This window comes from Burkholderia sp. Bp8998 (assembly GCF_003854235.1).
In the GTDB taxonomy this organism is placed as follows: Bacteria; Pseudomonadota; Gammaproteobacteria; order Burkholderiales; family Burkholderiaceae; genus Burkholderia.
Window position 1 is genome coordinate 1 of record NZ_QTQF01000032.1, and the last position, 13,266, is coordinate 13,266.

At 56.7% G+C, this 13,266-nt stretch carries 12 protein-coding genes; 4 read left to right on the plus strand and 8 right to left on the minus strand.

Going from position 1 to position 13,266, the window contains the following annotated elements; translation table 11 throughout:
* On the plus strand, nucleotides 1-471 hold a 471-nt coding region (locus tag DIE06_RS27125), incomplete at its 5' end, for a DNA/RNA non-specific endonuclease (protein WP_148094367.1).
* Nucleotides 446-712 (plus strand): hypothetical protein, encoded by a 267-nt coding sequence (locus DIE06_RS27130; protein ID WP_124664020.1) that lies wholly within the window; start codon nucleotides 446-448, stop codon nucleotides 710-712. The genes DIE06_RS27125 and DIE06_RS27130, both read left to right, overlap by 26 nt.
* A gap of 1,116 nt (nucleotides 713-1,828) precedes the next feature.
* Here the strand turns inward: DIE06_RS27130 and DIE06_RS39125 are convergent.
* Nucleotides 1,829-2,986, minus strand: a complete 1,158-nt coding sequence (locus DIE06_RS39125) for a lysozyme inhibitor LprI family protein (RefSeq protein ID WP_260433778.1) — start codon at nucleotides 2,984-2,986, stop codon at nucleotides 1,829-1,831.
* A gap of 120 nt (nucleotides 2,987-3,106) precedes the next feature.
* Between DIE06_RS39125 and DIE06_RS27140 the strand changes: the two genes are divergently transcribed.
* Entirely contained in the window at nucleotides 3,107-5,323 is a 2,217-nt protein-coding gene (locus DIE06_RS27140; protein WP_124664021.1) for a P-loop NTPase fold protein, read from the plus strand.
* Nucleotides 5,324-5,510: 187 nt separating this feature from the next.
* Here the strand turns inward: DIE06_RS27140 and DIE06_RS27145 are convergent, their stop codons facing one another.
* The 6 genes from DIE06_RS27145 to sugE all read right to left on the minus strand — a co-directional run bounded on the left by DIE06_RS27145 (nucleotide 5,511) and on the right by sugE (nucleotide 10,952).
* Entirely contained in the window at nucleotides 5,511-6,629 is a 1,119-nt protein-coding gene (locus DIE06_RS27145; RefSeq protein WP_124664022.1) for an SAVED domain-containing protein, read from the minus strand.
* Nucleotides 6,580-7,104 carry a Mov34/MPN/PAD-1 family protein gene (locus DIE06_RS27150; protein ID WP_124664023.1) on the minus strand — a complete coding sequence of 175 codons (525 nt, stop codon included), beginning with the start codon at nucleotides 7,102-7,104 and terminating at the stop codon, nucleotides 6,580-6,582. The genes DIE06_RS27145 and DIE06_RS27150 overlap by 50 nt, the downstream gene beginning before the upstream one ends.
* On the minus strand, nucleotides 7,101-8,720 hold the full coding sequence (locus DIE06_RS27155; RefSeq protein ID WP_260433787.1) for a ThiF family adenylyltransferase: 1,620 nt from the start codon (nucleotides 8,718-8,720) through the stop codon (nucleotides 7,101-7,103). Before DIE06_RS27155 ends, DIE06_RS27150 begins: the two co-directional genes overlap by 4 nt.
* 80 nt (nucleotides 8,721-8,800) lie before the next feature.
* The gene (locus DIE06_RS27160) at nucleotides 8,801-9,889 is read right to left on the minus strand and encodes a nucleotidyltransferase (RefSeq protein WP_124664025.1); all 1,089 of its coding nucleotides are present in this window, start codon (nucleotides 9,887-9,889) and stop codon (nucleotides 8,801-8,803) included.
* Between the two features lie 329 nt (nucleotides 9,890-10,218).
* Nucleotides 10,219-10,482, minus strand: coding sequence for a hypothetical protein (locus DIE06_RS39130; RefSeq protein WP_260433779.1), 264 nt, complete (start codon nucleotides 10,480-10,482; stop codon nucleotides 10,219-10,221).
* A gap of 149 nt (nucleotides 10,483-10,631) precedes the next feature.
* Nucleotides 10,632-10,952 (minus strand): quaternary ammonium compound efflux SMR transporter SugE, encoded by a 321-nt coding sequence (sugE, locus tag DIE06_RS27170; protein WP_124664026.1) that lies wholly within the window; start codon nucleotides 10,950-10,952, stop codon nucleotides 10,632-10,634.
* A gap of 192 nt (nucleotides 10,953-11,144) precedes the next feature.
* Between sugE and DIE06_RS27175 the strand changes: the two genes are divergently transcribed.
* Nucleotides 11,145-11,921, plus strand: a complete 777-nt coding sequence (locus DIE06_RS27175) for a hypothetical protein (protein WP_124664027.1) — start codon at nucleotides 11,145-11,147, stop codon at nucleotides 11,919-11,921.
* Between the two features lie 85 nt (nucleotides 11,922-12,006).
* On the opposite strand, the gene DIE06_RS27180 is transcribed toward DIE06_RS27175, so the two are convergent.
* Nucleotides 12,007-13,233: a PLP-dependent aspartate aminotransferase family protein gene (locus DIE06_RS27180; protein WP_124664028.1), complete on the minus strand. Its 1,227-nt coding sequence runs from the start codon at nucleotides 13,231-13,233 to the stop codon at nucleotides 12,007-12,009.
* Between the last annotated feature and the right edge of the window lie 33 nt (nucleotides 13,234-13,266).

Sequence of the window (13,266 nt, forward strand, 5' to 3'; positions counted from 1 at the left end):
CGGCTCGCGGATTACCGCAAGAGTGGCTATGATCGCGGGCACATGAGCCCGGCGGGCGACCGCTGGAACGACGAGGCAATGGCCGAATCCTTCTCGCTCGCGAACATGGTGCCGCAGAACCCGACGAACAATCGCCGGCTGTGGGCGCACATCGAGGAGGCCGTGCGCCGGATCGGCATGAGCGCCGCAGACACTTACGTGGTCACCGGCCCGATGTTCAAGGGCGCGGAACTGAAGACGATCGGCGCAACGGGCGTGATCGTCCCGACGCAGATTTTCAAGGTAGTCTATGTGCCCACGCAGCGCCTGGCGTTCGTCATCGTCGTCAACAACACGACGGCGAACCGCTACGAGATCGCGACGGTGCACGAGTTCGAGGCACAAAGCGGTTTGCGATTCCCCGGCATCCCGGAGTCGCTGAAAGACACACGTATCGGAGGGCTGAATGGCGTTCAAGGCGTTCGAGGATGACACGTCCATCCTGAATATCCACGGTGACGCGTTCACCGTGACCAACGACCCGGAGCGGGTGGTGCTGTCCGGCACGCTGGAAGTGACGCGCGACCAAGCCGGCCTCGCCGCCGCGCTTGCCTTGCAGCAAGCCATCGCGAGCATCGTCGACGCGCTGCAACACGATCCCGCGCTGCCCGAGCAGGTTACCGAAGCGCCGCCCGCGCCGACCGGCAAGATCAAGAACCCGTTCGCGGGGTGAGCGCCGCCCCGACGGGATCTGACATAACGCGCGGGAAGTGAACGAATGGGTCGGTCGGGCCAGCCACCCATTGCTGGGTCGGGTGATTTATCCGTGCCTCACCGAAGCGGCGCGAGCGCTGCTTCGTCCATGCAAGGTGGCGAATGACGCGCCTGGAGTGCCCCTCCTCGCTGAACGTGTCGACATGCATATCGACACGCAACGAGGAGGCTGGCGGCGCGGTGCGTGGCGAATTTGACAAATGACGGACAGGCAACAGCGAGAATTCGTCCGGCGTAGCCGACACCATACCGCCATTCCGGTCAGCGCGACGGCAAGGACCGTTCTCAACGTCATTCGCGCATACGCTGACGCGACATTGCCGTCGGCTGGACGGCCTTTGTATTCGGGGGAGTGATTCCGTGAAACGGCTACACGGTGTTCTTCGGACCCACACCTGACTGGGCGCCCTTTGATTTTTGCCCGGCTTGCCGATGTAGCCCGATCTAGCTGCGACAAAGCGTCGCGGCTCGCCTACACTCTACGGCGACGAAATCAAAGTGATCCGCACGTCCAACAAAGAACTAAAAGGGCTCGATAGTCTTTGTAGGCGAAGTCGCTAAGTAGTCGCGGAGCTGAAACCCGAGCGACGACCCGGCGTCGACGAGTGTCCAGTATGTCGAGTGTCCTGGCGAGCGAGCCACAGAAGTGCTCCGCTTTCGTGGATTCGGGTGTATTGGGAAACAGTCCGAGATACGTGCTGACCAAGAAGAGCAACGCCGTACCTATTTGTTTTTGCACCGGGCACAGAAGTAAACACGTTGCCCGCCGTCGTCGCGAAACCAAACCTGCTTCTTGCCGGAACTCCGCCAGCCGCGCAGTTCAACATTGCATCTCGAACAGACAATTGGACCGAACGCCGACCCCGGCTTGTTTCGAGAAAGGAACGATATCAGCAATAGAGGAACGAGAATAACGATGACAATACCCGCAAAGATGTCCATAGCGCTCCAAAGTCTTCGACGGTGTAACAGCTAAAGATGCCGTCGCAATGCTCCACCTACACCGTGGTTACGGCCTGCCCACTCTTTCGGCCGCACCGGCGGTGCTCCCCACGGCTGCGTCCCAGAACGAAGACTATTCGGCTGCCACATTGCCTGACTCCGCAATATGCTGGAGCACGGTACTTTGATCTGCATACCACCTTGCCAGACATTCGCGGTCATGGCAGGTTTTCTCGCGGTAGTTCCACTGCTCCAGCGTTCGCGCCTTGAAAGCTACCTGGTCCGTGACAGCCGCCTTTGCTTTGGCATATATGGCAGCCAGCTCGACATCAGCCGCCGCCAGTTGGGCATCAGTGCAGATGAGGTGTTCAGCATCCGAATGCGCCTTGCTGCAATCGAAGCTTGGCCGCAGGGTCGATTGCACCGGTGCGAGTGCGGCTGTGACGGAAGCCGCTTCCGTCTCCGTCAAATGCACCCATTCGGGGAGCGGAGTTGAATCCAGCGGAAGGTCCTTCCATGCCACACTTTTGATGCCCGAAGGCTCAAGCAGAACGTTGCTGTCGCCAAGCAGAAGGGCGACCGGGGCTTTGACCGCCGCAAGCAGTTCCGGTGTGTTCGCGAGGTTCGCCAGCGCGGCCGAGAATTGCTCGAAAAACTTGAGGGCCGGCTCGATACCATCAATCTTGGTTTGCAGACCGCTCCACAGACTGGATGTCTTGCCTGAGAGGTCTGCGAACTCCTGAATGCGGGCATGCAACGAAACCAACTCGCGCATGTTCCGGATGTCGGCAGCCGCCGTTGCGCCCGCGCGTCCAGACTCGATTACCGTATATCCGTCATCCGCCCAGTGGCTTTCTGCTCGTGCAGCAGAGAGCGATCCTTGAAAAGGCACATATGCCTTCGCGACGACAACATCAGTCTTGTAACCGGCCCAGACATGGCCCATCTCGGTTTCCAGATGAGCGAGACTCGCAATAACCTGCTCGATTTTACGCAGCTCACGCATCCGCTGCAGGTCATCTTGAGCGGCGTCGCCACATTGCCCTTGGCTGACCGGGTCAAGGCCGACATCATCCCAGTTCGCGCGTACACGTGCACGTTCGAGGGCCGTCTGGAATGACAGGAGTGCACGAACCACATCAAGGTCGGTTTTGAGCCCCGTCCATGCGCTCGACGTGAGCGAGAACAGGTCGCCGTATTCCTTGATTTCGTTATTGAGGGCGTCAATTCGCGCAAGACACTCGATATCACCATCAATGTTCGGTTCGCCACCGCTAGCGTCGGAGCTCAAAAGCGCTTTACACTTTCACTCTATGACGGGGGGGCGAATACATGGCACTGAAGCCCATTTCGTGAAGCTCGGTTTCAAGCATTAGCACGACCACGTAGCACAAGAGCGAATCGCACGATTATGAAAATTAAGACCACATTGACCTTCGGCGATGACAGAGCAAAGACGAATCCTTGGCACGAGGATCGACTGGGCGTTGCTCCCCTCGCCCAGAGACTTGCCCGCGTTATTTACTCGCTCAAGGCACCGTACGGTTACGTCATCGGGGTGAACGGCATGTGGGGACATGGGAAGTCAACGCTCCTCAACTTCGCGTGTGCGTATCTTGAAAAGTACAACGAGGAGGCAGCCAACGAGGACGACAAAATTATTGTCATTGAGTTTCGCCCATGGATGGTCTCCGGCCACCAAGACCTGGTCTCCGCGTTCTTCAAGGTTCTGTCGGAATCGCTAGGTCCCCGTGAAAGCTGGATTAAGCGTACATGGCGGAAGGCCGTGAAGCAGTTCGGCGGTTCGAGCGACGCCGTCATGGACGCTCTTGCAAAAGTTGCTATCGCCGTCGACATTGGTGTCACGAAGGGCGTAGCGACTGCTGTTGTGAATATCGCGAAGCGCCCAGTCAAGGACAAAATCGACCACTTCCTTCGAGACGAGTCACTGCAATCTGCGCACTCTCGCCTCGTAGAGCAACTCGAAAAATCGAATAAGAGATTCCTTGTTACCGTCGACGACATTGATCGTCTCTCAGGCGATGAAGTTACTTCCATCATGCAAATGGTCAAGACCGTCGGGCAACTTCCCAATGTCGTGTATCTGCTATCGTACGATCGCAATAAGATTTCCGAAGCATTCAAAGAGCCGGACACCGAAACTGGCCCACTCTATTCGGATAAAATTATCCAGCACGAGATAGAACTTCCGAGGCCCTCCAAGAACTCGCTTTTGAGAATTTTGGATAATGAAATTTCATTCATGACCGGCTATGCAGAACCGGACGACCTTCGCTGGTTCACAATCGTTAGCGACGGCATCCGTCGCTGGGTTGAGAATCCTCGTGATGTCCTGCGGCTCGCCAACGCCGTTAAGTTCTCCTGGCCGGCATTGGAAGGTGAAATTGACCCCGTTGACTTGCTGGCAATGGAAGGAGTGCGCCTCTTCGAGACTCAGGTGTTCAATTGGATACGTGATAATCGGGACTTTCTGTTCCGAGAAGGCCAATTCCGGTTCCTAGATGCAAGCGCCCGGCAGCCGTTCGTTGACCGCTTCAAGGAGTCGCTTGCGTCAGGAGAAGACCGCGACCAAATCCTCAAAATCGTCTCTGTACTCTTCCCTAGTATCGGCGACCTCACCAAGCAAGGTGGGCTGTACCACTCCGAACCGTATCACCTAATCGCAAAACGACGGGGCATTGCATCTGAAGCGGGATACGATGCGTACTTCTCGCTGAACCCCTCGCCTGATGCGATCTCGAAGCGAGTCATAGATGACGTTGTCTCTGGCGACAGTACAGAGGAACAACTGAACTCGACGATATCCTCGTACATTGGAAAGCGAAGCAGTACGGGGAAAACGATGGTTACCGAACTCATTGAGGAGCTTCGATACAGATTCGATTCACCTACGCCGCCAGTTGTCAGTCAGCCTATCGTCAACGCCCTTTTTTCCAATGCAGACGGAATTCTGAGCGAACCACGGTCCAATGACATATTCGCACTGTCGCCGTCTTCGGCACTGTTGTTTCTTCTTGAAAAGATGCTGCGGTTGGCTGGTACCGCGACGGCAGCGCGGTTCCTGGAGTCAGCATTCTCGGCGAACTCGTCCATTGTTTTGTGCGCCGACCTCTACCTGGGAATAGGGCGGGACTTGTCGGTGTTCCCTGCCGACAACGAGTCACATCGGGAGAGCCCCGTCGTTGACCATCAAGCGTTCGAGGAGCTAGGGCGGATACTTCTTGGAAGAATTATTCAAGCTTCCGGCGATGGAGAACTCGCTAAGGCGCATTACTTCTGGAATGTCCTACGCGTCTGGACGCACTTCGACAAGAGCGACGAGCCTAAAATATGGTTGCATCGATGGATGATGGATGACGCGTCATTCATGTTGAAAGTCGCGCATGGTCTCGTTGGGGTTTCCCATTCGACGAAGGGCAAATCATACCGGTTTACCGACACGCCAGACCTAGTCTTGTATGACTTTCACGCCATTTGCAACGCCGCGCGCAAACACTTGCAAGGCGCCAAGCTCGCCGATGATGACCGACACCTACTGGAGGTCGTGTTCGATGGGGCAACAAAGCTGCGATGCCAATCAGAAGCAGATAGCGGCGAACCTGCGTAATGACTTCGCCCTTGCCGCACGCATCCCATAACGGATGCGCTCAGAGCGCTTGCCCTTGCTGAAGACCTCGAACGAGTGCGCTTTCTCCTCAGTAGGTGTATTGAAGTCCTTGATACGCCTGCGGAGCAAGCGGGCTACGAGTTTGACTATCAACGAATGTTCTGAGCGAAAGCCCGGGCGAGGCCGCTTACTTCAGCCTGAGCGCGGGCCTCCACGTTGGTGCGCGCCATTCCCAGACATGCACCTCCTCGAATATCTTCGGTAGCAGCAACCGGCCAATCTCGACACTCGCGCACAGGGGCGTTGCGGGGTGAACATGGATTACCCGAGCGCCCGCTCGGACTACCCTCAGCAAGAAGTCGTTGAAGTCTCGACGGAAAATTCGCAGGTGTCCTTCCGTGCGTATGATTCCCCTTCCAGGAGCGTCAGCGTGAAACTCGACCACGTTTGCCGCCTCGGGGCGAGTCGCGTTGTTCGAGATACTCACCACAATCGCCACTTCCCGTGGAAGCTTTTCCGGCACCTCGAAAGTGAACTCTGGAACTAAGCAATCGGGTGACTTGTCCCACAACCAACGCTCACTCGGCAAGTCGAGCACAGTTGCATCAGTTTTGTCACCGACCAACGCACCAAGCTTCATAAGCATCGGTATAGGCGCGAATCCTGCAATCGTCAAGTGAGCCGCGCCATTCCTATCCGTAATCTCTGGGTAAATTAACCTGTCGTACGCGTCGGTAACCACACGTTCAGCCCGCGGCCAGAAATCCGGCGAATCGTCCTGAGTGTCGAAGTCGCCCTTGTCTATGTGGATGTGTTTGCCGGAAGGGAAACGCGTGTATTGGGTGTTATTGAGCATCGCGAAATGGATATCGCCAAGCTCGATAACTGGCACGTGGGCACCCACCGGGAATGACATCAAAATGGGCAGGCTCTCCTTTACTCCCGTCGCGGAATAGATGAGCTCCATGCGTTTCTCGTGCTCGCGCTTCATCGCTCGCAGCTGTTCGGTCGTGTATTCGTTCCCCTTACCGTTACGGTCAATACGAGCATGACAGTCGTAGCACATGAGCATCAAATTGCTCGGGGCCTTGGCAAGGCGTTCCGATTCGCCCTGGATGCCACGGGCGCCGTCAGGGCTATCCGCGATGATATGGGCGTACTCGCTGACGTTAGCCTTCTTCAGGGTCAGGAAATCACGGTCCACCGGCTTGCAGCATCCGCGGAACTCACATCGACCAGCGGCCGCCACCCAAAGGTCACGACGAACATCCACTGGGATATGCATACGTCCTTGCGTCCTTGCCATTTTTGACTTCCTCTTTCAGTTCGCGAAACGTCCCGCGGCGACTTAGCGTCCATACCCGGATGCGGTTCCTACCGATGATAGGAAAGAACAACCTGTCGCCTTCAAAATTGTCTCTCGATACAGCCTGCTGCCAGTCCGAACGGTCCACTCCGCTCGGAATTGGGTCTGCCTCTGGATGGGTATGCCACAGGCCGAGATACGCCATGGTGCTTGACTGTTGTTGCCAGCGTTCCCGGGCGCGCATCTCATGCTTCCTCGACCGAAAGAAGCCAAATCGACTTCTTCGGTCAGTGTCTTGAGGGATCGTCACCTCGTCGACGACCACGTCTCGAGAATCGAGCAAAAAACGCCCAAGCAAAACGCCGCCCGCCTCTTTCTGACACGACTTGTGCTGGGCGAACGCATTCATCTGCTCGACAGCATGCTCGACAATAATGAGTCGCTGTCGCGGCGTAACGCGGAACACAAGCTTCACATTGTCCCTCTGCAGCGTTTGCACGGCCGCCCGAACACGCGCAGCGACGCGGAATCTGATGAAGTCTGCTTTGCGCTCATCCACCAGTTGGTTGTGCGCAATCCTTCATTCTGTGCGGCAACGCCGTCGCCCACCCAGAATTTGTAAGATGCTTCCGGCTTGCCGTGCAGCGCACCAAGGATATGTTCGACTGCAACGAGGCCGGTTTTTCGCGCCTGGAGTGCGCCGTATGGAACGAAAGTACTGGCGCAGCCCGTGAGATTGCGAGACACATGCTGGTTTGGCTCTAGGAACGAAGTTCTCGGAGCAAGGGCCGATTGGCCTTCATCGTCGCGATAAAGGCAATCCAGGCACCCTTCCTGGTCGCACCATGTGAGTACGGAATGACCGCCAAGGTCGAGCGCTTCCAGCCAAGTGAAGACCACGGGCAGATGCGCAGCGCTCCTCCGGATGCCCCGAGCAATTGCCCTTTCAATGGAAGGCGCGCCGATGGCAACAACGATTCCATCGAACTCATCGAGCTTTGCCGTGCTCAGCCAAGTCTGGGCAGACCAAGGGACTGCCTCGACGCTAATTCCCGGGTATCTGCGCTCCAAGGTGTGCCGCAAGCCGGCTACCTTGTTGGCGTCAATCCACAGAGGGGTAAGCAAATGCCGGAAGACGTTGTCCTCGGAGAATTCATCGTTGTCGACCAACGTCAACTTGCCGACACCCGCCGCCGCAAGATTGTCTGCGACAACGGCTCCGACCGCCCCACAGCCAAGCACCGCAATATGTTTCTCCAACAGTTCAAGTGACGCTCCCCCTCGTTCACGCATGTAGGTTGGAGTATGGCGTCGCATCACGAGCGGGATGATCGGCCTGCTGCGATCGACGGCGCCTCGGATGGCAGTAAAGGCCATCCCAACCAATGAGCGGCCGCCATCGGCTCGCGGGACAGTCACCAGCAACGCTATTTGTTTCGGGCCGCCCTTCGACGGTCCAAACAACTGGGCCCACAGTTGCAGTTGTGTCACGGAAAGCTTGGCCCGAACCGCTTCGATAAAGTCGGCGTCAACTTTCCCAGGATTCTCCGGCGGTAACGGAAAGTCATCCAAGTGAAGGTACAACGCTCGCTTTGTCGCAAGGTTCTCGCCGTAGAATTCGGGCGGAAGCGGTTGATTTTGGTCGGCAAAATACCACTTGGGCTGCTTCCCCCGCGCATTCAGGTACGCCGAAATAAGCCGCTCCTTGCCATCCGGTTCAAAGGCCGCGCGACCGCGCAGTGTCTCGGGCATGCTGGCCCAGTATCCCTCGAGCTCGTTGAAGAACTCGTCTCTACCTGCGACAGCATCAGTGGCTGATTTTTCAAGCAGGTCGTATGCAGCCAAGAGCGTGTACGCGACGATGTCAGCACGTCGGTCAGGATCAATGGACAGTCCCTGTCCATCGTTCACGCAGATGATGCCGGAATACGAGACGTGCGCCAGAAGTCCAGCCGGCGAAACCAGGGAGACACGCGGCAATCTCAACAAGGTTTCTGTGCAGTCGATGCTGATGTCCCAAGTACGTGTTGCGCCATATAACCGGACAGCAAGGTGTCCGTCTGAGGCACAGGCGAGGCGAATGGGCGGCACCAACCCGCGCTCGACGCATTGCGTCTCGACGACTAGAAAGCACGCGTCCACCTTCTCTTGTGCAGCGGACACAGTCGCAGTCACGCAGAATTTCCCGTGCTAATGACCGGGGCAGCGACGGCCTTTGCGGTCTCCGCCTTCTCTGGAATTTTGAAATCTTCACCAAACTGCTTCGTCAGCAGCTTGCAAGCGTCCTCCGGTAGATCCTCGTCATATGCGTCACTCAGCGCGTCGCGCAATCCTTCGAGTTTCTCCTTGAATGTGCTCATTTGCCCTTTGGTCATCCACGCCATCAGGTCGTTGTACGGGGTCACCGGTAACGAGACCTTCAACCGCTCGTGCCAACCGTCATCGTTGGTGTAGACATTTCCAAAGCGTGACAGCATGGCCTTGATCCAATCGAGGAGTGCCAGCAGGTCAGTAGGTTTGCCCGACGTTTCAAACCGTGGTCTAAACCACTCCTTCGCCGCCACGGTGAGTGCGATGCTGAGCGGCGCGCCTCCATTGCGAAAATGGACGTTGCGCCAGCGCTTGATATAGCGAATGCACCGACGATACTGTGCTAGCTCGCTCGAGTCCTTGAACGCGGTGCAGATGATCTCAGTTAGCCTCTTCGGATCCGACGCATCCCAAACTCGGAAGCTATCGCCCGAGTTCTCTTTGCCTTTGGCCAAGTCGAGCAATCCGTCATCACGCTTGGTATAAATGGCCAAGTCGACGTGGTACTCCGGCTTGTCGCCGCGCATGTAGTTGACGGTCACGCACGGTCGCCGGATAGCGACCGTGCGTCCGTTCGAGTCGAGCGCATCACGGACCTTCTTCTTAAGTTCCACTGGGTCGGGGTACTTGTCCCGCTTGCAATCGAAAACGAGCCCAACGTCGATGTCGTAGTTCTGATCGAGCGGCACGATCCCGGTGTGCATCGAGTAGCTACCCTGATTGAAGTTCTCGAAGGACGGGACGTCATCCCCGAGGCTGGCCCGCAACGTCCTAAGCAGCGTCTCGCGTTTTTCGCGAAGCTTCGCCTTCTCATCATCATCGTCGAGCTTGATGTTCGCGTGGAAATCTTCGAATTGCTTTTGTATCGCGGGCATCTTGGATTCCTTGTTGTCAGAACAGAGCCAGGCCACAGCAGCCGCGAACAGTCCCAAGCCAATTAGGGGGTGCATTAATTTCCAGCGATTTCGCGGTCGTCACAACTATTTTTGAGGAAGGACGCCCGTCCCCCACTCAAATGGGATTTCGGGCCGGGAGATCGATAGCCATTCAAACGTGCCGTTCGAAGCACGTCCACTGGTTGCTATGCACTCAAAATGGACGTGATCATAGACAACCGCCCTTATGACCACTATATATCGCGTCACAACCAACATCAAGCACAATATATAGCGTTTGCCCGCAAACGTTTGCCGTAATTTCGGAGTCGCCGACTGAAATTCCCCCGTTGCTTGCATTACCGACTCCCACCTTGCAAGTAGCGTGCGGCGGCCGAATGCATTTAGGGTTGCGCTTCGGCCGAGGCTGGGAAAACGCCATTCCAGGACTGAACACGACGGAGCGACGCGTCCCGCGGTGGATGCGCGCACAGGCCGCTTGCGATAAATATCTTGTTTACCACGAGGCAATGGTTCATCAGACGAAGCGCTAACGACCGCTCTTCGACATGCTGCATCGCGTCAAGGTCCATCATTGCGCCGAGGATCTCTTCATTCGCCCATGCTTGATAGCGGAGCATTCTGAACAGCAGATCGCATGTGTCCATACACGTAGTTCCTTCATTTCAAGCAGTGTGCGCAACATTGCGATTGGCGTGCAATGTCCATCGGCATCAACAGTAAGGATCGAAGAGACGAGACATCCGTTGGTCGCCAATACCTTCGTTGAAGACGAGCAACATGGCTGCCCGGCCGGTCAGGCACCTGACGTAATCTTGAGTCCAACAATTCCTAATACGATGAACGTGGCACTTGCTACGCGAGCTACGCTCGCGGCCTCACCCATCATCACAATGCCAAGAATGAATGCGCCCACTGCTCCGATACCGGTCCATACGGCATAGGCCGTACCAAGCGGCAAATGGCGCATGGCAACAGCAAGAAGCCAGAAGCTGCCGAGCGCCGTGACGACCGTGAATACCGACGGCCAAAGCCGCGTGAACCCTTCGGAAGATTTGAGGCCAGTGGCCCAAGCGACCTCAAGCAAACCGGCGATAACGAGAAGAAACCAATGCAACGGGAATACTCCGTAAAGAACGGGGTCGCCCCCGAAAAATGAACAAGCACAAGGACATTCTTGCACTCGATGTGAGGTCGTCCACACACGAAAAGAGTCTAGCAACCCTATAAGAAAAATGAAAACGTGTGAGTTCAGCTCACCAAGAATGTCAGATTTGGTCGCTTTTCCGTATATTTACGATTTTTTATAATGACTCCACGTGACGTAGCAGAGCAGTCGACATTCTCACTCAACAGCGCTGCCGGAACGAAATTGATCGTGGCACTTATACCGTATTTGAGGCAAACGATGATTGAAACGCTAGCCAACCTGGAAGAAGAAGCAAATCGCCGTGCTGCCGCCATCATGGCCGGCAGCTCGCCGATTCCACTTCAAGACGGACCGAAGTGGATAGGAAGAATCTCGAGTGAAAGAAAAGGTGATGGTGTAACCCTCGGCTACCCGCTGCAGACCAATCTCTCTGGCCTGTTGCTTGCAATGAGGCCGGTCAACGTGATGTTGAGCTGCATCGAACCGTACGAGAATGGCTGGCTAGCCAAGTCAACCCCAGACGGCAATGGCAGATACAGCGGATATGTCTACATCGACGGTAAGAATTCCATCGAAATGGTTGGTGTATTGCACGTGGGTCCATGGCTGACCGAATCCCGGACTTGGTGGCCTGGCGTCTACGAGTTGCAGCTATTGAAGGAACTCCCCACGACAGTCAAACAACTCATTAGCAAGCTCGATCTACCTGCGCCGCTCTATCTTTTCATGAATCTTGTCGACGTTTCAGGAACAGCAATCGTGACTGAGTCGGACGACGGCATTGAGCGTCCATTCCCAATCCCCACCGACTCCGGCACGATCAACTTCACGCCCGTTCTGCTGGACAAGCTGACCTATCACGAGTCGGTCGTGAACGCCCTCAACAAAATCCGACGCGTTATCGGATTAAAGAGCAGTCGGCCGTTTTATCTGTAAACGAACCGAAGCGCGAAGACATTGACGTTGCCTTCGCGCGCCAAGCGGCTCCGCCTGAATGGCGGAGCGTCATCGCTCGGATCACTTACTTCGTGAACGTCGCGTCCAGGGCCGCGGAGATATCGGCGATGAGATCATCCGGATCCTCGAGGCCGATCGACAGGCGCAGGTGGCCGTACTTCTGGAACTCGGCAGGGTACTTCTCTGCCCCGCCTCGGCCATCGCCGCCGACGTGAACGATGAGCGTCTCATCATGCCCCAGCGATACCGCGGAAGTGATCACGCGGAGGTTCGCGACAAAGCGGTTCTGAACATCGGGGCTGCCTTCGACGGCGAATGCCATCATTGCACCGAAGTTCGTGCCACCGAACTGGCGAACCGCCACTTCGTGCTGGGGGTGCGATGCGAGTCCCGGGAACATCACATACGCCACACGAGGATCCGAATCGAGGAACGCTGCAACCTTCTTTGCCGACGACAGCTGGCGTTCGAAACGCAGCGGCAAGGTCACCGAGCCTCGCATGATCAGCCAGGCATTGAAAGGAGAGATGGTAGCGCCCAGATCGACGAGAGCATTGTGCTTCAGCTCGCGGATCAACGCCGAGCGGCCGATCACGGCGCCCCCCATCGCGTCGCCGTGGCCGTTGATGTACTTGGTCAGAGAATGAACCACGAAGTCGGCGCCGTGCTCTGCAGCCCGATACATCGACGCCGGCGTGAACGTCGCGTCGACCGACAACATCGCGCCGCCACGATGGGCGATCTCCGCCACGGCCTCGATGTCCGCGACCTTCGTCGTCGGGTTCGCAATCGTCTCCGTATGAACGAGCTTCGTGTTCGGTCGCATCGCCGCCTGGACAGCCGTCAGATCGCCCATGTCCACAAACGTCGCTTCGATCCCATAACGCTCCGGAAGGAGCTCCGCGAACAAGCGCCACACGGCCTCATAAGTCACATCGCCAAGCACGACGTGATCGCCGCTCTTGAGAAATGTGAAAAAGATCGCATGTAGCGCTGCAACGCCAGTCGCGAACACGGCTGCTTCTTCACCGTGCTCCATCGCGGCCAGCTTCTTCTCGAGGCAAACCTGGTTGTGGCCGGCATTGCGCGTGTACGTAAGGCCGTCCGGGCTTGACCAATCCATGGTCGACGGATCCTCCGGCAGCAGATACGAATTCGCCATCACGAGCGGCGTACGAACCGCGCCCGTCGTCACGTCAGCGACGTTACCGCCATGGACCGCCTGAGTCGAAAACGACAGGGTCGACAGATTGCCCTTGTCCGGGCGTTGTTGCTTGCTATTGGTTGACATGTTCCACCTGTTACACGATGAATGGGAATGCAT